Source organism: Myroides phaeus, assembly GCF_900099675.1.
Classification (GTDB): Bacteria; Bacteroidota; Bacteroidia; order Flavobacteriales; family Flavobacteriaceae; genus Flavobacterium; species Flavobacterium phaeum.
The window spans coordinates 20723-43549 of the sequence record NZ_FNDQ01000002.1; the positions used below are offsets into that span (position 1 = coordinate 20723).

General features: G+C 33.3%; 21 protein-coding genes. 16 read left to right on the forward strand and 5 right to left on the reverse strand.

Annotation, left to right across the window (positions count from 1 at the left end; translation table 11 throughout):
* Positions 1 to 114 precede the first annotated feature (114 nt).
* Positions 115 to 1434 (forward strand): hydroxymethylglutaryl-CoA reductase, degradative, encoded by a 1320-nt coding sequence (locus BLT46_RS01090; RefSeq protein ID WP_090404904.1) that lies wholly within the window; start codon positions 115 to 117, stop codon positions 1432 to 1434.
* A complete protein-coding gene (locus BLT46_RS01095; RefSeq protein WP_090404907.1) occupies positions 1434 to 2351 on the forward strand; it encodes a GYDIA family GHMP kinase in 918 nt (305 codons plus the stop codon). The genes BLT46_RS01090 and BLT46_RS01095 overlap by 1 nt, the downstream gene beginning before the upstream one ends.
* A gap of 1039 nt (positions 2352 to 3390) precedes the next feature.
* Here the strand turns inward: BLT46_RS01095 and BLT46_RS01100 are convergent.
* Together BLT46_RS01100 and BLT46_RS01105 are read right to left on the reverse strand one after the other, a co-directional pair.
* Positions 3391 to 3780: a hypothetical protein gene (locus BLT46_RS01100; protein WP_143021847.1), complete on the reverse strand. Its 390-nt coding sequence runs from the start codon at positions 3778 to 3780 to the stop codon at positions 3391 to 3393.
* Positions 3781 to 3806: 26 nt separating this feature from the next.
* Positions 3807 to 4355: a hypothetical protein gene (locus tag BLT46_RS01105; RefSeq protein WP_090404912.1), complete on the reverse strand. Its 549-nt coding sequence runs from the start codon at positions 4353 to 4355 to the stop codon at positions 3807 to 3809.
* 125 nt (positions 4356 to 4480) lie between these two features.
* Here BLT46_RS01105 and BLT46_RS01110 point away from each other — a divergent pair, with 125 nt between their 5' ends.
* The 10 genes from BLT46_RS01110 (at position 4481) to BLT46_RS01155 (ending at position 13378) form a co-directional block, all read left to right on the forward strand.
* Complete coding sequence (locus BLT46_RS01110; protein ID WP_090404915.1) at positions 4481 to 5704, forward strand: BaiN/RdsA family NAD(P)/FAD-dependent oxidoreductase; 1224 nt, start codon at positions 4481 to 4483, stop codon at positions 5702 to 5704.
* A 173-nt stretch (positions 5705 to 5877) separates the two neighbouring features.
* Positions 5878 to 6192, forward strand: a complete 315-nt coding sequence (locus BLT46_RS13225) for a hypothetical protein (protein ID WP_233269302.1) — start codon at positions 5878 to 5880, stop codon at positions 6190 to 6192.
* A 132-nt stretch (positions 6193 to 6324) separates the two neighbouring features.
* Positions 6325 to 7410 (forward strand): diphosphomevalonate decarboxylase, encoded by a 1086-nt coding sequence (locus BLT46_RS01120; protein WP_090404921.1) that lies wholly within the window; start codon positions 6325 to 6327, stop codon positions 7408 to 7410.
* Between the two features lie 61 nt (positions 7411 to 7471).
* Positions 7472 to 7876 carry a hypothetical protein gene (locus BLT46_RS01125; protein ID WP_090404924.1) on the forward strand — a complete coding sequence of 135 codons (405 nt, stop codon included), beginning with the start codon at positions 7472 to 7474 and terminating at the stop codon, positions 7874 to 7876.
* Positions 7877 to 7925: 49 nt separating this feature from the next.
* Positions 7926 to 8519, forward strand: coding sequence for a penicillin-binding protein activator LpoB (locus BLT46_RS01130; RefSeq protein WP_090405375.1), 594 nt, complete (start codon positions 7926 to 7928; stop codon positions 8517 to 8519).
* A gap of 15 nt (positions 8520 to 8534) precedes the next feature.
* A complete protein-coding gene (locus BLT46_RS01135) occupies positions 8535 to 9971 on the forward strand; it encodes a COG3014 family protein (RefSeq protein ID WP_090404926.1) in 1437 nt (478 codons plus the stop codon).
* A 3-nt stretch (positions 9972 to 9974) separates the two neighbouring features.
* Positions 9975 to 10328 carry a C1orf53 family protein gene (locus BLT46_RS01140; protein WP_090404929.1) on the forward strand — a complete coding sequence of 118 codons (354 nt, stop codon included), beginning with the start codon at positions 9975 to 9977 and terminating at the stop codon, positions 10326 to 10328.
* Positions 10329 to 10401: 73 nt separating this feature from the next.
* Positions 10402 to 11340, forward strand: a complete 939-nt coding sequence (locus tag BLT46_RS01145; protein ID WP_090404932.1) for a mevalonate kinase family protein — start codon at positions 10402 to 10404, stop codon at positions 11338 to 11340.
* 62 nt (positions 11341 to 11402) lie between these two features.
* Positions 11403 to 12332, forward strand: a complete 930-nt coding sequence (locus BLT46_RS01150; RefSeq protein WP_090404935.1) for a geranylgeranylglycerol-phosphate geranylgeranyltransferase — start codon at positions 11403 to 11405, stop codon at positions 12330 to 12332.
* A 77-nt stretch (positions 12333 to 12409) separates the two neighbouring features.
* Positions 12410 to 13378, forward strand: a complete 969-nt coding sequence (locus BLT46_RS01155; protein WP_090404938.1) for a pseudouridine synthase — start codon at positions 12410 to 12412, stop codon at positions 13376 to 13378.
* A gap of 32 nt (positions 13379 to 13410) precedes the next feature.
* On the opposite strand, the gene BLT46_RS01160 is transcribed toward BLT46_RS01155, so the two are convergent.
* The 3 genes from BLT46_RS01160 to BLT46_RS01170 form a co-directional block, all read right to left on the reverse strand.
* On the reverse strand, positions 13411 to 14142 hold the full coding sequence (locus BLT46_RS01160) for a pirin family protein (RefSeq protein WP_090404941.1): 732 nt from the start codon (positions 14140 to 14142) through the stop codon (positions 13411 to 13413).
* 79 nt (positions 14143 to 14221) lie between these two features.
* The gene (locus tag BLT46_RS01165; protein WP_090404945.1) at positions 14222 to 14800 is read right to left on the reverse strand and encodes a Crp/Fnr family transcriptional regulator; all 579 of its coding nucleotides are present in this window, start codon (positions 14798 to 14800) and stop codon (positions 14222 to 14224) included.
* Positions 14801 to 14905: 105 nt separating this feature from the next.
* Positions 14906 to 16096, reverse strand: a complete 1191-nt coding sequence (locus BLT46_RS01170; protein WP_090404948.1) for a pyridoxal phosphate-dependent aminotransferase — start codon at positions 16094 to 16096, stop codon at positions 14906 to 14908.
* 116 nt (positions 16097 to 16212) lie between these two features.
* Between BLT46_RS01170 and rsmG the strand changes: the two genes are divergently transcribed.
* The 4 genes from rsmG (at position 16213) to BLT46_RS01190 (ending at position 22802) form a co-directional block, all read left to right on the forward strand.
* A complete protein-coding gene (rsmG, locus tag BLT46_RS01175) occupies positions 16213 to 16842 on the forward strand; it encodes a 16S rRNA (guanine(527)-N(7))-methyltransferase RsmG (protein ID WP_090404951.1) in 630 nt (209 codons plus the stop codon).
* Between the two features lie 507 nt (positions 16843 to 17349).
* A complete protein-coding gene (locus tag BLT46_RS01180; RefSeq protein WP_090404953.1) occupies positions 17350 to 20445 on the forward strand; it encodes a SusC/RagA family TonB-linked outer membrane protein in 3096 nt (1031 codons plus the stop codon).
* An 11-nt stretch (positions 20446 to 20456) separates the two neighbouring features.
* Entirely contained in the window at positions 20457 to 21986 is a 1530-nt protein-coding gene (locus tag BLT46_RS01185; RefSeq protein ID WP_090404956.1) for a RagB/SusD family nutrient uptake outer membrane protein, read from the forward strand.
* Positions 21987 to 22145: 159 nt separating this feature from the next.
* Positions 22146 to 22802 (forward strand): response regulator transcription factor, encoded by a 657-nt coding sequence (locus BLT46_RS01190; protein ID WP_090404959.1) that lies wholly within the window; start codon positions 22146 to 22148, stop codon positions 22800 to 22802.
* The last annotated feature ends 25 nt before the right edge of the window (positions 22803 to 22827 follow it).

Here is a 22827-nt window from a genome sequence, read left to right on the forward strand (position 1 = left end):
ACGCAATTTTGCCAAAGAAAGTCATAATAAATTAAACAAAAATGAGTGTTTGTTGATTTTTTAGTTTTTTTAACCTTGTAAGAATGAGTTATCTTTGTCGCTTAAATAAAAATTATGAAGGCAGGTAATATTAATGGTTTTTCTAAGTTAAGTAAACGTGACAAAATCAATTGGATAGCTCAGACGTATTTTTCAAACCCTGAAGATGTAGTTGAATTAATCGAGCAATATTGGAATTCAGACGAGGAGTTACAAAAACTTCACGATGAGTTTATCGAGAATACAATTACGAATTTTTATTTACCATTTGGTGTAGCTCCTAACTTTCTTATCAATGACAAGTGGTACACAATTCCTATGGTAATTGAGGAGAGTTCGGTTGTTGCCGCTGCATCTAAAGCTGCAAAGTTTTGGTCTGAAAGAGGAGGGTTTAAAACGACTATTTTAGGTACAGAAAAAATAGGTCAAGTACACTTTATCTACAAAGGAGATAAACAAAAACTGGAAGAATTTATAGCAAATACGCAACAAGCTTTTTTAGATGATACTTTTTCAATTACTCAGAACATGCAAAAGCGTGGAGGAGGAATTCAAAAAATCGAATTAAGAGATAAGACTGCTGATATTCCAAATTACTATCAACTACACGTTACTTTTGAGACGGTAGATAGTATGGGGGCTAATTTCATCAACTCGTGTTTAGAGCAAATAGCTTCTACCTTAAAAGCAAAAGCAATTGCTAATATAACTTTTACCGAAGAGGAAAAACAAATAGATGTAGTAATGAGTATTTTATCAAACTACGTTCCTAATTGTGTTGTTCGCGCTGAAGTTAGTTGTCCGGTTGAAGATTTGAAATCAGCGGATATTAAAGACCCTATTTTATTTGCAGAGAAGTTTGTACAAGCTGTTCGCATTGCAGAAGTAGAACCTTTTAGAGCTGTAACACATAATAAAGGTGTAATGAATGGTGTAGATGCAGTTGTTGTTGCTACGGGTAATGATTTCCGCGCTATTGAGGCAGGAGTTCACGCCTATGCAGCTCGCAACGGACAATATAGTAGTTTATCACACGCTTCCTTAGAGAATGGTATTTTTAAATTTTGGATTGATTTACCGTTAGCTTTGGGCACAGTAGGAGGATTGACTTCATTACACCCAATGGTGAAAGTTGCTTTACAAATGTTGCAAAAACCTTCAGCTACTGAGTTAATGCAAGTAATTGCAGTTGCCGGAATAGCACAGAACTTTGCAGCTGTTAAATCGCTTACAACTACGGGAATTCAACAAGGACATATGAAAATGCACTTGATGAATATCTTAAATCAATTTAAAGCAACTGATGCTGAGCGTGTAAAAGTAGTAGCACACTTTGAAAAGCATGTTGTTTCACATAGCGCAGTAGTTGAATTATTAGAAAGCCTTAGAAAATAATGCAGACACAAAAGTTTTATAGTAACGGAAAATTACTTCTAACAGGAGAGTACTTGGTTTTAGATGGTGTACGTGCATTCGCTGTGCCTACTCGTTTTGGACAATCTATGGAAGTAACAGAAACATCAACAGGACTAATTCGTTGGACTAATTTTGATGCAGATGGCACGATGTGGATGCAAGAGGAAGTTACTATTGACGAAATAATTAATGTTAATAAACCAGATACTTCTACATTTCGTGGTGTATTGATTGATGTTTTAAGGGCAGCACATCAACAAAATGAGGTGTTGTTAAATAAAGCACAAGGCTTTGATGTTACCTGTGAATTAACTTTTCCTCGAATTTGGGGACTGGGAACATCATCAACGTGGATTAACAATGTTGCTCAATGGTTTGGAATTAACGGTTTTCAATTGTTAGATGAATCGTTTGGAGGTAGTGGCTATGACATTGCCTGTGCACAATATGACAAACCGATTTTTTATAGAAGACAAGGCAACTCGCCAGAAGTTACACCGGTTACTTTTTCGCCTAATTTTACAGACCACTTGTATTTTGTGTACTTAAATCAAAAGAAGAGTAGTAAAGAAGCAATTGCCAATTATCGCAAGAAGAAAAACTCTTTAGGAGATATTGGAAATCGCATTGAAGAATTAGGAAAAGAAATGCAAGCGTGTGTAAGTTTTGATTTTTTTTGTGATTTGATCAAAGAGCACGAAGCATTGATGAGTCAGATTCTTGAACAAGAAACCGTGAAACAGCACTTGTTTGCTGATTTTGATGGAGAAGTTAAAAGCCTTGGTGCTTGGGGAGGAGATTTTGTATTGGTAGCCACTAAAGAAAATCCATCTTCGTATTTTGAAGCAAAAGGGTATATGACTATCGTACCATATAAAAAAATGATTGCTTTTTAGTAGATAAAGTTCTATTTGTAATCATAATACAGTATATTGCTCCCGATTAAGAATGACATAGTGCTATGTTATCAAAGTTTTGATAGTTTAGTTTTTTATGAGCAAATTGGGAGATTAAACTATTGTAAAAGGGTGTCCGTAAAGGATGCCCTTTTTTTGTTTCATTACACCTACTATTTGTTTATAAGTTGAGAACTAATAATAGTTGGTCAAATAAAAATCTTAGTTACTTCAGTAGTTTCTTTTCAATTGAGTTAAGCGTTGGGATAGGGACGTTAAAACAAGGCTATTACACTATTTTTTACACTTCATTTAAAGAGTGCTTGTATAGTGTATGTATAGTACTTGTATACTGCTTGTATACTTTCTATGTAAAAGTATACAAGCATACTACATATATTAAACATTGGATATACATACAGACAGCATAAAACTTGTCTATTTTAATATAGATGTAGTTGTGCCAGATAAAGGACTTTGTTCCGATAAATATGAAAAGGATTGTGAAGTTGTAGGGTTATACAAGGATAAAGAAGTTTTTTGCTGATTTTTATGGGCGTGATTGTATTTTGATTAACATTATTTTTGTTAATTAAATAAGACTGTTATATATTTGTAAAAATTTAAAAATAACAATATGCATTATATTAATATTAAATTGTTTATAATTATTTACTTACTTATTTTGTTCTATTTCATAGTTAGTGGATATAGATTAAATACAGCTAATAAAAAGAGAAAGGTGAATAGTAAATACTTATTTTATAACATTGTTCATGTTTTACTTATTGTATTTTCTGTATATGAATATTATATAAGTGTTAGAAATTAAAGGTAAAAGAGAGGACTGAAAAGAGAACTATTTAGTGTATTGTTGTGCCATTTTTTAACTGGCGCCAAGTACCACAGAAATGTCACTTGTTGTGTGTTTTATATTTAAAATTTCATGTATTCATTTTAAAAATCACTCAATACTTCAGCAAGACTTTGCTCTTTATTTGGAACACTTTTCTTTCATTGCTTGTTCAATCTTTATGTTTTATTGAGATAATATCTGTTCTAACTGTTGTATTCTCTGAATTCTGTTCCAGTCAAATGTTTTAGTTTCTTGAGATAGATAATTTAAAAGAAGTAGAGCTTTTTGTTGATAAGCAATAGCCTGTTTAGGAGCTATAGCTTTTACTTTATTACTGGCTGTGAATAGGATATCAGCAAGTAGTTCAATATTGTTTAGGTCAAAAGCTTTGGTATGCAAAAGAAAGTCAATAGCTTCTTTACTGTTTGGTAACGCGATAAAATCATCCAATTGGATAAAGTTGTCTTCAGAAAGTTTTTTGCCCATTGCTTGAAGCTCATCCTCTGATTTAAAATCTTCAAGAGGGAGCGAATTAAAAACGGCCCTAAGTAAAAGAGCCGCTTGTTGTATCATTCGAAGAACCATATCCCTTTTTTCCACTATTTGACAGGTCTTAATGTGTTGCTGAAAGTAACTTTAAAAGGAATTTCTTTATTTGCATTGTTTTTCATTACATAAATGAATTTAAACATTTTAGCGTGATCAGCCTCAATTGTTAACTCACCTCCTGTAAAGCTATCTGTTATAATAACATCTTGTTCGTTTTCTATTCGAATAGATTTAGCAATACCAGACTTTAGGTCACTCATTGTCATTCCTCTAAAAAAAGATTTACTACCATTTTTTACTGTAATGTTCTCTCCTTTAAATCCTTTTGTTAAGATGATAACAGAATATTTGTCTTCAGAAGCTCTCATTCCTTTTAAATAGTTGTCTCTTGTTTGTTCAGATACAGAGCGAAAATCATCTCTCACTTGTGCGTATTCTGGTAAGTCAACAACATCTTTTTCGACAGGAAGTCTTTCTTCCTCTTTGATTTTTTCTATCTTTTCTTCAATAGTCAGTTCCTTTTTAGGTGTAAAAACAGACGAACCTGATTTACACATTGAGAACAAAACGATTAATGCTAAGAAGGGTAATTTTTTCATATTCTTAATTTAACGATGATAAGTATGCGATCGTAAGTAAGTATCTTTGTGGCGGTAAAGATAAATTTTTACAATAGAATAAAAAATTGTAAAAGTTGCGAATAATGTTAAAACTGTATTTTTAAATGAATTACGACGTCATATTAGTAGGAGGAGGGGCCGCTGGATTTTTTACAGCAATCAATCTTGCAGAGAGAAAAAAAGGGCTTAAAATAGCAATATTAGAAAGGGGAAAAGAAGTTCTTTCAAAAGTTAGAATTTCTGGTGGAGGACGTTGTAATGTAACTCACGCGTGCTTTGATCCTAAAGAGCTTACACAGTTTTATCCGCGAGGAGCAAAGGAGTTATTAGGACCTTTTCACCAGTTTTGTGCTGGAGATACAATAGCTTGGTTTGAAGATCACGGTGTAACCTTGAAGATTGAAGAAGACGGTAGAATGTTTCCTGATACAGATTCATCACAGACTATTATTGAGTGTTTTTTAAAGGCAGCAAGACAGTTGAAAATTGATGTTTTGACAGGAACAAGTGTACAAAGTGTGTTTAAAAAAGAGAACTCTTGGAAATTAGATACGACAAATGGAGGGTATGAATGTTCGCATTTAGTGATGACAACAGGAAGTAATCCTAAAATATGGGGATTAATCAATGAGCTTGGACATAAAATTGTAGCGCCTGTTCCGTCATTGTTTACATTTAATATCAAAGATAAACGCATTAAAGATTTAATGGGAGTAGCAACTCCTGCTGAGGTAAAAGTAAAAGGAACAAAGTTAGAAGCAAGTGGTCCGTTGTTGATTACACATTGGGGAATGAGCGGTCCTGGTATTTTGCGTTTGTCAGCTTGGGGAGCTCGTATTTTAGCAGATAAAAATTATCAGTTTCAGATTAATGTGAATTGGTTGCCAAATCACGACTTTGAGTCTGTGATGGAATTATTGCAAACAATACGCAAGGAGCACGCTAAGAAAACTGTCATCAAAAGAGTGGAAATTGATTTGCCTAATCGTTTATGGGAAAGAATTGTTGAGGTGTCTGGTTTTGCAAACGACGTAAAGTGGGCCGATGTTACTAATAAGCAGTTAGAAGTATTAGCTACTGAACTAACTAAGGCAGAAATGCAGGTTAATGGAAAGAGTACATTTAAAGACGAATTTGTAACTGCTGGAGGAATTGATTTAAAGGAAATTAATTTTAAAACAATGGAAAGTAAAATCAATACAGATTTGTATTTTGCAGGAGAAGTTGTAAACATAGACGCTATTACAGGAGGGTTTAACTTTCAGAATGCGTGGACAACAGGATTTATAGCAGCAAATGCTATTTGTGATAAAATAGAAAACCAATAAGTATGAAGTTTAACTACTATAACGTATCCAGTAGGATATTGCTATTTCTAATTTGTATAGGACCCTTTTTAGGTTGTGCTCTTTTCTTTTTGAGTATAGGAAATGTGTTGACGATTATTTTGAGTGTAGTAATGCTATTCTTATTTGTCGTGTTTTTATACAAAAGTAGCTTTATGAATGTGACTATTGACGAAAAAGGAGTCTTATATAAAAGTCTGTTTCAAGAAAAAGCATTGCAATGGGAAGAAATAAAAGATGTTTTAATCGTTGTAAGAGAGCGACGTTCTATTCCTGACTACTACAAGTTAGACGAGTGGTTGGAAGCAGGTAAATTAGGTAAAAGTTATTTTATTCTATTTAGAACAACAGAAGGTTTTCCTGAAAACCCAATGTTTATGTTTAGTGCTCCAGTTGGAAGAGAGTATATAAGTGTGCAGTTTAGAAAAGGAGTAGAGCAAGCAATTAGAAAGAATTATTTGAAGCTATAATGTAGTTTTTTATAGGTTGGTAATTACCGTATTATCCGTAAATTAGAAAAAGCTCTTTTAGATGAAAAATGCCATTGATAAGGACATTTACAATAAAAGATAGTATTTTTGTTTAAAGAAGAAGTAGTAAAAATGACAATAAAAGATTTTATATTTGATAGAGAAGTTGACTTGGCAAGTGTTGTTCAAGGAACTTTCTCGTGGAGTTCGCCAAGTAATATTGCTTTGGTGAAGTATTGGGGAAAGAAGGATAATCAGATTCCAGCTAATCCATCGTTGAGTTTTACATTGAGTAATTGTAAAACAATTACTTCTTTGGAATATAAAGTAAAGACAAAAAAGGGAATAAGCTTTGATTTGTTGTTTGAAGGAAAACCAAAAGAAGACTTTAAACCGAAAGTGCAAAAATTCTTTGAGCGAATTTTGTCTTATTGTCCTTATATCGAAGATTATCACTTTGTAATAGATACAGAAAATACCTTTCCACACAGTTCAGGAATTGCATCATCAGCGTCAGGAATGGCGGCTATGGCAGTAAATATAATGTCATTAGAAAAAGCATTATTTCCAGAGATGACAGACGAATATTTTGATAAGAAGGCATCTTTCTTAGCCAGATTAGGTTCGGGAAGTGCTTGTAGAAGTATTGTCGGAAGTGTTGTTGTTTGGGGAGAGCACAAGGATATAGCAGATAGTTCAGATTTATACGGGGTTGCTTTTCCAGAAGAAGTACACGAAGTATTTAAAGATTACTGTGATGTGATTTTATTAGTTGACAAAGGAGAGAAGAAAGTATCAAGTACAGTAGGACACGATTTGATGCACAATCATCCCTTTGCAAAAGAGAGATTTGCACAAGCCCATACAAATTTAGCTAAGTTGAAAAATATTTTAGTTGAGGGTAATTTAGAAGAATTTATTTCGTTAGTAGAAAGTGAAGCTTTGACATTGCACGCAATGATGATGACTTCAATGCCTTATTTTATTTTAATGAAGCCTAAGACTTTGAAAATTATCGAGAAGATTTGGAGCTTTAGAGAACAGACAAAGATACCGGTATGTTTTACATTAGATGCTGGGGCAAATGTTCACTTATTGTTTCCAAAACAAGATAAAGACTTTGTTATGACATTTATACGTCAAGAATTAGCAGAGCATTGTCAGGGAAAACACTTCATAGAAGATCAAATAGGCTTTGGTTCTGAGAGAATTAAATAAAAAGTTGTAAATTTATAGTATGGTATGCATATTGCATGTTAAACACTTAAAATTTGTAAATATGAAAAAGTTATTATCAATTTTGGGATTAGTATTAAGTAGTTTGTTTGGATTTCAAAGTGCTTATGCTCAAGAATTAGTTGAAGATCAAAACCCTAATTATAAAGCGAGTTTGTCTAAGTATATGGCTGCGAAAGATTCGTTGACTGCAACACTTAGTACAACAGTACAAGACACGTACAAAGCATATGATTGGTATGAAGCAAAACAAGAGCGCAAAGCTCAGAAAAGAGAATATCGCCACGAAGAGCGAATGGCTCGCGCTAAAAACCGTTCATATAATAATGGGTATTATAATAATGGTTACTATGGTAATGGGTATTATGGTAGTAGCTATTACAACAACAGTTGGAATTGGTTACCACGCATAGGATACCGCACAGGAAACTGGATGTTTTCTATCTAATTGATTGCAAAGTAAAATAGAACAAAGTAAAAATAATAAGAAGAAGATTATGCAAATTAAACGTATTGCGTTAGCTACAATATTGGCTGCATCAGGAATATTTATCACGTCATGTGGACGTCAAGTAACAAGAGTAGGGATTGAAGAAACTATCGATATTAGCGGTAGATGGAACAATACAGACTCAAGAGAAGTTGCAGAGCAAATGACAAGCCAAATCTTAAGCGGATCTTGGATTGGAGATCACCAAGAAAGCAATGCTGGAAAAAAACCAGTTGTAATTGTTGGTATGGTTCAAAATAAAAGTCATGAGCATATTGATGCAGAAACATTCGTAAAAGATGTTGAAAGATCTTTTATTCAATCACAAAGAGTACGTTTAGTTCAAGGAGGAGCAAAAAGAGAAGAATTGAGAGCTGAAAGAGCTGATCAACAAACAAACTCTTCTGTTTCTACAATGAAGAAATTCGGATTAGAGAATGGAGCAGATTATATTCTTCAAGGTTCTATCAACTCAATTGTTGACTCTCACAAAAAGAAGAAAGTAGTTTACTACCAAGTGAATTTAGAATTAACAAACATTCAATCTGGAGAAGTTGTTTGGATTGGAGAGAAGAAAATTGCTAAATACGTAAAGAACTAATTTAAAATATTATAGATGGTTTCATACAAAACCATATATTCTTTCACAAAAACATCAGTGTTATTTGCACTGATGTTTTTCGTGTTTGGATGTGCTTCTTATCACGATAGGATAACGGATTATTATCAGAAACTTGGTTCGTCTCAATTTGAAGAGGCTGAGAAAGCTTTGGACAAAAATGCATTGTTGCAAAAGTCGAGAAACAAGTTGTTGTTTTATATGGAAAAAGGCCGTGTAGCTCATTTGAAAGGAGATTATGCGAGTAGTAATAAGTACCTTAATGAAGCCGATCTATTAATAGAAGATGGTTTAAAAAGTACAGGTGATGTAGCGGTAGGATTGTTTTTAAACTCAATGTCTCAAAATTACAAAGGAGAGGAGTTTGAAATTTTTATGTTACATTATTACAAAGCTTTAAACTATTTGTACTTAGGTCAGTTTGATGAAGCTATTGTTGAGGCTCGTCGTATTACACTACAGAATTATGCACAAGGCGACAAGTATAAAGAGAAAAGTACTCGTTATTCAAAAGATGCATTTTCATTGACCTTACAAGGGTTGATTTATGAAGCAAGTGGAAATTATAACGATGCGTTTATCGCTTATCGAAATGCAGTTGAGGTATATCAGAATGCTAAAGGCGGACTTTATTATGGAGTAGCAATGCCTGAAAATCTTAAATACGATGTTATGAGAATGGCTTCGCGTATGGGATTTAAAAGTGAGTTGGATAAGTTTGAACGCGATTTTAATATGAAGTTCAAAGATTATCAAGCTACTGCTGGTGGAGAATTAGTCGTTTTTTGGGAAAATGGTAGAGCGCCAATTAAAGAACAAGAAAACGTATTTTTCTCTTTAGTAAAAGGAGAAGATGGAGGTGTGTTCTTTACAAATGCCTTGGGAATTATGATTCCAATAGACTTTGGAATAGCAGGAAAGACAAGTTTGAATGATGTTCATAGTTTGAATATTGCTTACCCGAAATATATTGTTCAGAAACCACCCTATACCTTTGCAACGGTAAAAACGAATACTGGAGATAAATATAGATTTGAAAAAGTTGAAGATATTGATGTTTTAGCTGTGAAAACATTAGATGAACGCGCAGGTAAGGAATTAAGTAAGATATTAACTCGCGTAGCTGTAAAGAAATCAGCAGAATATGCGTTGAAATCAGCAGCTCGTTCAAATGGTAAAAACGGAGATAATAATGCTTTGTTAGAGGGACTTGGTTTGGGAGTACAGTTATTTAATATGTTTTCCGAAAAAGCAGATACTCGTAACTGGCAGACATTACCAGCCCAGATTAACTATGTTCGTATTCCTCTTCAAACAGGTATGAATAAATTGACAATTGAACTTGAACGTCCAACAGGTCAACGAACAGAACAAACGATTGAAGTGGAGGCGAATGGTAAGATGAGGTTTTATAATTTTGCAACAATGCGATAAGTTATGACTAAGAACAAAGTATGTACACATTGTAAAGCACCTATTGATTGTAAAACGGAAGATATTGCTCATTGTGCGTGTAGTGAAGTAACGATTTCTAATGCTACAAGATCTTTTTTAGGAAGTTCATATCACAAATGTCTTTGTAATGATTGTTTAGTTAAGTTTAACGAGATGATTGAATTTGCGAAAGGCAAGGAATTTCCAAAGCGAAGAAGTGAGATGGAAGAGGGAATACATTATTATATGGAAAATGAGTACTTTGTATTTACAGAATTATATCATTTGATGAAAGGACAATGTTGTCAGAATGGTTGTAGACATTGTGTTTATGGCTTTAAAAACAGGTATTTATAAAAAAATATATAGGAAAGAAAGGCCTGTGAGAATATAATATGTATTTTTGCAGGGTGAATTCACTTTTATAGCTATGAAAGGACCATTATTTTATTCGAAGATTCTTCTTTTTGGAGAATATGGAATCATTAGAGATTCAAAAGGTTTATCGATTCCTTATAATTTTTATAAGGGAGCTTTGAAAATTGCAGACAAATTAGAGGGTGTTGCATTAAAATCAAATGAGAGTTTGAGAAATTTTGCTGCTTATTTAAGAGATTTGCAAGAGACAGAACCAACATTAGTGCAATTTGATTTAGATCGTTTAAATAACGAGATTGAGGAAGGGTTGTATTTTGACTCGAGTATTCCACAAGGATATGGTGTGGGAAGTAGTGGAGCATTAGTTGCTGCTATTTATGACCAGTATGCTTTTGAGAAGATAACGGTATTGGAGAACTTGACGAAAGACAAGTTACTTGTTTTAAAAGGCATCTTTGGAAAAATGGAAGCATTTTTTCACGGTACGAGTTCGGGATTAGATCCTTTAAACAGTTATTTAAGCTTGCCAATATTGATTAATTCAAAAGACAATATTGAACCAGCAGGTATTCCTTCACAAAGTGTAGATGGTAAAGGAGGAGTTTTCTTGATCGATTCTGGTATTGTTGGAGAAACAGCTCCAATGATTACTATATTTATGGAGAACTTAAAAGACCAAGGTTTCCGTCAGATGTTGAAAGAGCAGTTTGTAAAACATACAGATGCTTGTGTTGAAAACTTCTTGAAAGGAGATGTTAAGTCTTTATTTAGTAATACAAAACAATTATCTAAAGTAGTATTAAATCATTTTAAACCAATGATCCCAGAGCAATTCCACAATGTTTGGCAAAAGGGAATTGAGACAAATGATTACTATTTGAAGTTATGTGGATCTGGAGGTGGAGGATACATCTTAGGTTTTACAGCAGATATTGAAAAAGCAAAAGAATCTCTTAAAGATTATAAATTAGAAGTTGTATATCAATTCTAATTAGAAAGAAGAAATGTTATAACCTTTCGCTTAGGCGAATAAATTTAGATACAAGGAAAGAAATGTTATCTAGGAAAAATAAATTACTCTTAGCTAAGATATTCAGCTTGTTCTCTGTAGTGAGAGGTTATAATATTTTTATCATTGTAATGGCGCAATACTTAGCGTCTATATTTATATTTGCCCCTCAGAAAAGAGCACTTGATGTTGTATTAGATTGGCGCTTGTTCCTGATTATATTCGCTTCTTCATTAGCAATTGCAGGAGGTTATATTATTAATAACTTCTACGATGCTGAAAAAGATTTGATCAATCGACCTGCGAAGTCTATGTTAGATAAGTTAGTTAGTCAAGCGACTAAGTTACGTGTGTATTTTGCGCTTAACTTCTTGTCTGTTTTAATTGTACTACCTGTATCTTTTCATGTTTCTTTATTCTTTTCGGGTTATATATTTTTGTTGTGGTTCTATTCCCACAAACTAAAGAAATATCCAATTATTGGTAATTTAACAGCATCGTTACTTGCCATATTGCCTTTCTTTAGTATTCTTATGCATTTTAAATTTTTCTACTCAACAATATTTTTACATGCTTCTTTTTTGTATTTGATTATTCTAATACGCGAGTTGATTAAAGACATGGAAAATATTAAGGGAGATTTTGCTAACAATTACCAAACTATTCCGGTTCGGTTTGGAGAAAAGAAAGCAAAACAAATAATCACAGCAGTAACTGTATTAACACTTGTACCAATCTATTTGATTGTGAGTGATCACGCTTTAGAGGTAGGGTATATGGTGTATTACTTTTATATGAGTATTGGTGTATTGATCTTATTTTTGTACAAGTTATGGAAATCAGATGCTATCGGTGAGTACCATAGTCTGCATGTGAGCTTAAAGTTGCTAATACTATTAGGAGTGTTTTCAATTATATTGATTAACCCAGAGGTAGTAGTAAGCGGTAAGATTCTACTTAAAGAATCTTTATAGTAATAAAAGTTTTGTAAACTTTTATTGTAATGTTAATTAAAGCGGAGAATATCTATCTTTGCAAAAATCTTTTTGATATGAATAACGGTAAGTCGAATTCAAGAAATAATAATTCAGGTCGCTCAGGGAGTAAGAGTGGAGCGGGTAAAAAGCCTTTTGGGAAAAGTGGTAATGGTGCTAAGAAATCTTTTAGTAAGAGTGGAGATGGCGCTAAGAAGTCTTTTGCGAAAAGCAATGATGGAAAAAGTGCAGATTTAAAGAGAATTCAAGCGAATACTACTGCTTCAAAATCTTTTGATAAAAAGCCAAAAGTAAAGTCTTCTTCTAAAGAGTCTGATGAAATTCGTCTAAACAAATATATTGGTAATTCAGGTGTATGTTCTCGTCGTGATGCAGATCTATATATTGTATCAGGTAATGTAAAAGTGAATGGAGAAGTAGTAACAGAGTTAGGTTATAGAGTTAAGCCAAGTGATGTTGTAAACTTTGATGGAACTGTTCTTACACCAGAGAAAAAAATCTATGTATTATTGAATAAACCAAAAGGTTTTTCAAGTATTAATGAACCAGTAATTAGTCCTGAAAACATTTTAAGTTTAATTAAGGGAGCTTCTAAGTATCCGTTAACTCCAATTGGTCGTATGGATAAAACGACAATGGGATTAATGTTATTTACAAATGACAGTGATTTAATTCAAAAGTTGAATAAAACAGAACAACGTTCTTCTAAATTATACCATGTTTCTTTAGATAAGAATTTAAAGTATGAAGATTTAGAGAAAATTAAAAAAGGTGTGTACATTGACGAGCGTCGTGTATTTGCAGAAGATGTTGCTTATGTAGATGACCAACCAAAAACAGAGGTGGGTATTAAATTAAAAGCATCAAACGTAAAGTTAGTACGCGCTATTTTTGAGTCATTAAAATACAATGTAATCAAATTAGACCGTGTAATGTACGGAGGATTGACTAAATGGAATTTACCAAGAGGTAAATGGAGATTCTTAACAGAAGAAGAAGTACGTAATTTAAAAAACGGAAATTAATATAAAAGGCTCATCAATTGATGAGCCTTTTTTTATTGTAAATATTCAGGTAATTCCATCGGAACTTCCATTACTAAGATGTGACTATTTTCGTGTGCGTGAACCGTAAAGTTAGGTTGATTCCAAAAACCAATAGCATCTCTTTTGTCAAGTGTTATATCGTCGATTGTAATTTGTCCTTCCAAGACAAAAAGGAAGATACCATTACTTTTATCTTTAAGATCATACGTTAATTCTTTTCCAGTATCTAAATCAGCCATGTGAAACCAAGCGTTTTGATTAATCCAAACTCCTTTGTCCTCTGGATTAGGCGATAAGATTTGGTCCCATTTATTATGACGGTCATCTTTGTTTATTTGAATTTGGTCATATCTGGGTTTAACGTTTAATTTATTGGGAAATAACCAGATTTGTAAGAATTTACTTTCTTCTGTTTCACTTGGGTTAAACTCACTGTGTTGTACTCCCGTTCCTGCACTCATTGCTTGTATTTTTCCTTGGCGAATTATAGTGCCATTTCCCATACTATCTTTATGTTCTAAGCTTCCTGATAGGGGAATAGAGATAATCTCCATATTGTCGTGAGGATGAGTTCCAAAGCCCATACCAGCAGCAACATTGTCGTCATTTAAAACGCGTAGTACACCAAAGTGTATTCTATCGTTGTTTCTATAGTTTGCAAAACTAAAAGTATGATGAGATTTTAACCAACCGTGGTTAGCGTATCCCCTTGTATCTGCTTTGTATAAAATTTTATTTTCCATAGTTGTTTCATTTTGATAGTACAAAGATACAACTGAGCAAAGGTGTTATTGCTTAACGTAGGTTAAGAAACAGTAAAGGTTATTTACCTGTCAGTAAACGTTTTTTCATTTTACTAAAAAATTCTGGAGTAATGCCTAAATACGAGGCAATTTGTTTTTGAGGTAGATTGTATTTAATCTCAGGGAAACGATTGCAAAAGCGTTCATATCGCTCTTCCGCTGTCAGTCTCATATTGTCCATTAATCGTTGTTGGTTAGCAACAAGTGAGCGTTCAATTAAGATTCTAAAATATCGTTCAATTTTAGGTACGCGATCAAATAGCGCTAATTGATGATCTCTACTAATTGTCATTACAATAGCGTCTTCTACTACTTCTATATATGACTCTCCTGGTTTTTGAGAAAGAAAACTATACATATCAGCAATCCACCAATTGGTCGTTGCAAAACTCATAGTGTGTTCAGTTGTTTGATCATCTAAACAATAGTTTCTCAAGATGCCAGAAAGGACAAAACAAGAGTTTACACAAACATCACCAGCTAATAGTAATTTAGTTTTTGCAGGATATCGTGTAGTAGTAAAAGATTCTAAAACAATTTGTTGTTCTTCTTTCGTAAGAGAAACGTGCTTAGCGATACTTGAAAGTAATAAGTCCAAAATGTGATGTTTTATTGTTGATTTAAAAGTACTTAATTTCAGTAGTGGAAACAAAAAAAGGTTCTATAATTATAGAACCTTTAATATATCTAAGGAGTATTAGGCTTATTTTAAAGCCTCTTTTACTCTTCTTAATGCTTCGATTAATTGGTCTTCACTTGTAGCATAAGACATACGAATACAGTTAGGATTACCAAAAGCATCACCTGTTACAGTAGCAACGTGAGCTTTTTCAAGTAGATACATTGATAAATCATCTGCATTGTTTACTTGAACACCTTGGTATGTTTTTCCAAATAAGGCAGATACATCAGGGAAGACGTAAAAAGCTCCTTCAGGAACATTAATCTTCATACCAGGAATTTCTTTGATTAAACCAACAACTAAGTCTCTACGTTTTTGGAAAGCTTGAACCATTTCTTTTAAAACACTTGGATCAGCTTCAACCGCTGTAATAGTTGCTCTTTGAGCGATACTATTAGCACCCGAAGTTACTTGTCCTTGCATTTTAGTACACGCTTTAGCAATAAATTCAGGAGCACCGATGTATCCAATACGGTAACCTGTCATAGCAAAAGCTTTTGCGATACCATTTACAGTAATAGTACGGTTTTGTAAATTACCAATAGTACCAATACTGCAATGAGACCCTGTAAAGTTGATATGTTCATAAATCTCATCCGATAAGATGAAGATATTAGGATGTTTTTCTAATACAGTAGCAATCGCTTCAAATTCTGATTGACTGTACACAGAACCACTTGGATTACAAGGTGAACAGAACCAAATCATTTTAGTTTTAGGAGTAATTGCACTTTCAAGTTGCTCAGGAGTAATTTTGAAATCAGTGTCTATAGACGTTGGAACTTCCACAGGAATACCACCAGCTATTTTTACAATTTCAGCATAACTAACCCAATAAGGAGCAGGAATAACAACTTCATCACCAGGATTAATCATTACTTGTGCAACATTATAAAGAGATTGTTTCGCACCTGTAGAAACTACAATTTGGTTTGGAGCATAATTAAGATTGTTATCTCTCTTAAACTTTTTGCTTATAGCCTCTTTTAACTCCATGTATCCGTCTACAGGAGGGTATTTGCTGAAGTTATCTTTGATTGCTTGTATAGCAGCTTCTTTGATAAACTCAGGAGCATTAAAGTCAGGTTCTCCTAAACTTAAACTAATCACATCAATTCCTTGAGATTTTAGTTCTCTTGCTTTAGCCGCCATTGCTAAAGTTTGTGATGTTGTTAAACTGTTAATTCTATCAGATAAAAATTGAGAATTCATATTAAAATAAAGGTTTACTAATCGGTTATCTCAAAGGTAATTATTAATTGTGGTTTAATCGTTATGAGTTTTCTGTTTTTACCAATAAAAAGGCTACTTTTGTCAAAATTTTAGACATGGAAGAAATCTTAAAATATTTTCCTGATTTGACACCTTTACAGATTAGTCAGTTCGAAAAATTAGAAGAGGTTTATACTGAGTGGAATGCAAAGATTAATGTTATTTCACGTAAAGACATACAAGAGTTATATACAAAACACGTATTGCATTCATTAGGAATAGCTAAGGTAATGGAGTTTTTACCAGGAGCAAAGATTATGGATGTTGGTACAGGTGGTGGTTTTCCTGGAATTCCATTGGCTATTTTGTATCCAGAAACACAGTTTTACTTAATAGACATTATTGCTAAGAAGATTAGAGTTGTTAATGAAGTAATTCAAGCATTAGAATTGAAAAATGTTGTAGCAGAGCAAAAGCGTGCTGAAACAGTAGATGAGAAGTTTGATTTTATTGTAAGCCGTGCTGTTACAAATATGTCTGATTTTGTGAAATGGATAAGACATAAGACAGCAAAAGAAAATAAGCACGAGTTTGAGAATGGAATTCTTTATTTAAAAGGAGGAGATTTGACAGAAGAATTGAAGGATTTTCCAAAGGCGGTTGAATTTGATTTAACGAACATTTTTGACAACGAGTTTTTTGAAACAAAAAAAGTAGTTTATTTACCTTTAAAATATAAAGGTTAATCACTGTGATTGCCTTCAAGGCCACCTAAAATAGGTGGCCTTTTTTATTGGTATGTTTTCTGATTTGAGTGCAGAGTATGGCAGAGTAGTTTGTCTTTCATTATTTAAAAATCTACCATATTTATGGTATTTCAGTTTTTATGGATTCAAAATACATTTGTAACAGGAAAGTAGAGGAAAGATAATCTTTATATGTTAAGTGAATTAGTTGTTTTGGTTCGGGGCCTTTAAACAATTGTAAGGTTATCTGCCTTCTGCTTTTAAAGAATGTGAATCTAAAAATAAATAGTATGAACTCAAATTACTTACAACGGGAAGGTGTTTTCCGTATAGTTACTGTTACTGACTCTTTTATTTCTTTGCAAGCATCATCTTCGATGTGTATGTGCTGCTGTATGTAGCCAATCTTTTTTATAGGCATACTTTTCTTAGCCTAATCATTTTTTTTATACCATTAATCTTTAATAATACACAATAGCAGTTCACTGTTGTTGTGAGGATATTTATATGCAAAAAATCTACACTATTTTATTTGTATTTGCGAGTATAATTACGTTGCAAGCACAAGAAAGACTTGTATCCGGTAATGTTAGTGATACAGGGGGAACGCTACCAGGAGTGAGCGTAATAATTCAAGGAACCAATCAAGGAACAATGACTGATCTTGATGGAGGTTATTCGATCAAAGTAAATGAAGGACAAGTTTTAGAGTTTTCATTTATTGGTTATCAAACCCAGAAAGTAACTTATAAAGGACAAGAAGTAATCAATGTAACATTACAATACGAGTCAAGTGAGTTATCTGAGGTTGTAATTCAAGTTCCTTATGGTACAGCAAACAAAAAGACGTATACAGGTTCTGTTGGTTTAATTCAAGCCAAAACAATTGAAAAGTCACAAGTGAGTAATGTATCAAAGGCATTAGAAGGTTCTGTTGCAGGGTTACAATCTTTTTCAGCAAGTGGGCAGCCTGGGTCAGAAGCTACAATTCGCATCAGAGGAGTTGGTTCTATCAATGCTAAAAGTGATCCATTATATGTAGTAGATGGTGTTCCTTATGAAGGAGGATTATCTGCAATTGCAGCATCAGATATTGAGTCCATCTCTGTATTGAAAGACGCTACAGCGGCAACATTATATGGGTCTCGTGCAGCTAATGGGGTGATTATGATTACAACTAAGCAAGGGAAAAGAGAAACAGAACCACAGATTGAAATTACTGCAAAACACGGTATAAGTAATCGCGCCAGAAGTGATTATAAACAGTTAAGTACAAATCAATATATGGAGTTGCAATGGGAGGCAATTCGAAACGGGCAAATGGACAATTCAAAAATGTCTGCTTCAGAAGCCGCCGCTTATGCTTCAACAAACTTAGTAAACTCTATTGGTATTAATCCTTACGGATTAGACAATCCAAATCCAGTAGGTTTAGACGGAAAACTATTGCCAGGATTGAAACCATTGTGGAATGACGATTGGAGTGATGCATTGTCACAAAATGCAAGATATACAGATGTGAACTTAAGAGTAAGTGGAGGAAGTGCAAAATCACGATACTATGTTTCGGGTGGGTACTTGAATGATCAAGGATATGTTTTAGAATCAGGTTTTAAACGTTTTAATCTTCGTTCAAATATCATTATGGATGCGAAAGATTGGTTAGAAATAGGAATGAATGTTTCAGCTTCTCATTCTATTCAAGACTATCCAAAACAAGATGATAGTGCGATTACGAATGTAATTGGGTTTGCCCGTGGTTTGCCCTCTTTCTATCCTATTTATGAACGCAATCTAACAACAGGAGAGTATCTGATAGACCCTTCAACAGGAGAACGTATTTTTGATTATGGGAATTATAGAAAAACCTCTTATAACAAGTATAATTTAGTAGCAACGTTGCCACAAGATAAAAGTGAAATTAAAAAAGATGTAGCTACTTTCCGTACCTATGGTCAAATTAAGTTTTTAGAGAATTTAAAGTTTAAGTCTTCTTTGAACATTGATTATAATAGTACATACAATCACAATGTGTCAAATCCAGATTTCGGACCATCAGCTGCTAATGGAGGAAGTGTATCTCGCAGAAATACGCGTACTGTTAGTATGACCTTTAATAACGTTTTGAACTATAACTTAGATATTGATGATAAGAACTCATTGTCATTAATGGTAGGACAAGAATACTATCAATATGATTCAAATTATTTTGGAGGTGTTCGCCAGCAAATTATTAAGGCAGGGTTTGAAGAGCCTGATGCAGCATCGAGGTTAGTAGATTTTTACGGTAAAGCAGATGCATATAAGATGATGAGTTTCTTTGGTAATGCGCAATATTCATACGATAAGAAATATTATTTATCAGCTTCATATCGTAGAGATGGTTCTTCTCGTTTCTCACCTAAAAATAGATGGGGTGATTTTTGGTCAGTAGGTGCTTCTTGGAGAATTATTGATGAGGATTTTATGAGTAACTACCGAGATACTTGGTTGTCAAATGCATTGTTTAAAGCAAGTTATGGAGCACAAGGGAACGATAATATTGGATATTATGCCTATCAGTCATTGTTTTCTATCTATAATAATTTAGGAGAATCGGGATTAGTTGCTTCACGTTTAGAAACGCCAGAATTGTCTTGGGAAACTAATATGAACTTAAACATAGGATTAGACCTTAGTTTCTTCAATAATCGTTTAAATACTTCGATTGAGTATTTTGAGCGTAGATCAAAAGATTTATTGTTTGATAAAGCATTGGCGCCCTCATTAGGTTTTTCATCAATACAAGAAAATGTAGGAGCTGTTAATAATTATGGTTGGGAATTTACAGTAGATGGTTCGCCAATACAAACTGATGATTGGAGATTGCATTTAGGGTTGAATTTGACAACTTATAAAAATAAGATTACTTCACTTCCAACCAAAGAGATGTGGAGTGGTTCTAAGAAATGGATAGAAGGAGGCTCAATTTATGATTTCTATATGGTAGAATGGGCAGGAGTTAATTCAGCAAATGGAAATCCACAATGGTATATTCAGAATACGGATGGTACAAAAAGAATTACAGAAGACTATTCAGAATTAGAAGTAAAGGATAAGGTTTATAAAGGCAATTCACTACCAGATGTAACTGGTGGTTTTCAAGCAGAGTTGGCTTACAAGAACTGGGAGTTATCAGCTAATTTCACTTATACTATTGGTGGGAAGATATACAATAGAGATAAGTTAAGTCTATATAGAGAAAGTGGAGATGGGGGCACTTGGAGTCGTGATATGTTAGATCGTTGGACACCGGAAAATCCGAATACAGATGTTGTGAGGTTAACGACTGATCCTAAAAGCTCTTGGACAAAAGAGTCAGATCGTTTCTTAGTAGATAGATCATTTTTAAAATTAAAAAATATAACGCTGACTTATAACCTACCACAAGAGTGGTTAAGAAAAATAAAACTAAACTCAGCGAGCTTGTTTTTTCAAGCAGAAAACTTGTTTACGTTGACAAAAGAACAAGGTTTAGATCCTGAGCAAACTTTTGCTGGAACAACATATTTTCGTTACCCTTCTATGAGAACAATCTCATTAGGGTTGAATGTTAAACTATAATTTACTAAAAGATGAAAAATAGAATTTTTAAATATATAATTGGTGTTTTTGTAATTTCAACGTCTTTGGTGTCTTGTAGTTTAGATACTTCACCAACGGATGCTGTTGAAGAGTCAAAAGTGTTTACGACTACCGCTGATAACGAGAAGGTTTTGACAGGAGCTTGGGGGCAATTAATGGAATCTTTCTATACCTATGCTAATCCTGGTTATGGAGCATTTTTAAGAGCAGGAGATGCTATGGGAAGCGATGTAGTGTTGAATGGTAGGTATGGTTTTCGCGATCATTATGCGTTTAAAGCTTTATATGGAAGAGGAGGAACAAATACACATAGTTGGGAGTTGACTTATAATACAATTAATAATGTCAACCACGTTATTGCAAAAGTGGATGCTGCAGAAGGAAGTGTCAATGATAAGAAAAGAATTAAAGGACAGGCGTTAGCATTAAGAGGGTTTATGTATTTACATTTAGCTTCAAATTATTCTTTTTCGATAGATGTAAATCCAAACGCATTAACAGCTCCGATTTATTTAGAACCTACAACTATAAATAGTAGTCCTAAAGCATTAGCGAGTGTTAGTGAGTTGTATAATCAAGCTATAAAAGATTTAGAAGAGGCATTGTCTTTGATTCCAGATACGCAGACATATAAACGTGGTAATGCTAAAGATAAAATCGACCAGGAAGTTGTATTAGGATTATTGTCCAGAGCAACTTTGTATGCAAGGGATTGGGAGAAAGCTAAAAAATATTCAGATGCATTATTAGCAATAAATAGTTATTTGATGACAGAGGAGGAATATAAAGACGGTTTTAACGATGCTTCAAATAAAGAGTGGATTTGGGGACATCAACAAACACCAAATCAAAGTGATGCTTCTTATCAGTTTAACTTTTTAGATGTTACATCAAAAGAGAGTTTTTATTTTAGCTTTAATGCAGATCCTTATTTTAGAGAAATGTTTGAAGAAGAGGATTATAGAAAGAAGATGATATATTGGGCTCCTGATCCGGCAAATGATAAACCAAAAGAAGGAGATGAAGCTTATATGCGTTATGCAAAGTTTAAATTCAAGGCAGGACAAATAGCAGATATTGTTTTAATGCGTACTTCAGAGATTTATTTGATTAATGCGGAAGCAAAAGCACAATTGGGAGATGGAGATGCGTTAAATAGATTGAATGCCCTAAAAGTAGCTCGTGGAGCAAGTCAGGTGAGTGGATTACAAGGTAAAGATTTGTTAGAAGCTATTTGGATCGAGCGAAGAAAAGAGCTTTTTGGAGAAGGGTTTAGTCTTGTTGATATAATACGTAATCAACAAAGTGTAGTTAGGAAAAGTTATCCACAAACAAAGAGGGTTCCTTTTTCATATGAAGTATTAGATTCAAATGGGAAAGTGAATATAGTAACAGTAAATCTATTGCCATTAGGTCATCGTATTTTAAATTTTCCAGATCAGAGTGATTTTGTCCCTAATAGTAAATATTATTTATTTAGAGTACCATTGGTTGAAGAAAGAGAGAATGGAAATATCTAAATTAAGTAAATGATAAATTGAATTAATTAGCTTTAAATTAGAAGAAGGTTGTTATGTAGAAGAAATGCTACAGACAACCTTTTTCGTTTATATTTGATAGAAATAACGTTGTTAATTTAGATATCATATCTTTGTTGGAGAAAATAATTACGAGGAAAAATGTTGCATATAGGAGTTTTAGATGGTCAAGATATTATGAGGTATGCATTAAAGCATATCATAAGTGAGCTTACAAATTCAGCATTTGAGATAAGTGAATTAGGAAATTTGGTCGAATTGCGTCAGTTTTTAGTTTCACATTCAAATGGAGTAGTAATCTTAGATCCGTATTGCTCTACTGTTGATAGTCAAATAGAGCAGGTTGTAAGTATGCGAAATCAGTTTACAACTTCTTCGTGGTTGTTGTGTTTTAAAGAATTGAATGAATCTTGGTTAAGGCAGTTTTTAGGTAATAGAAAGCCACAATTTAATATTCTTTTTAAAGATGATAGATTAACTGTTATTAAAGAAGGATTATTGAAGACGCTTTGTTCTGAGAGGTATGTTTCTCCACGAATAAGTAATAAGATTTTAGAGCACGAGCAGAGTATTAAAAAAGTTGAGCAAGTATTAACTAATTCTGAAAGAGAAATTTTAAAAGAGATTGCATCAGGAAAGATGACAAAAGAGATAGCTTCTGATAGAAGCATAAGTGTGCATACAGTAATTACACATCGGAAAAATATATTTAAGAAATTAGGTGTTAATAACGTTCATGACGCAACACGCTATGCCATTAGAGCGGGAATAATAACTGTAAATGAGTATTACATTTAATTTTAGGTATAAAAAAAACTGCTGA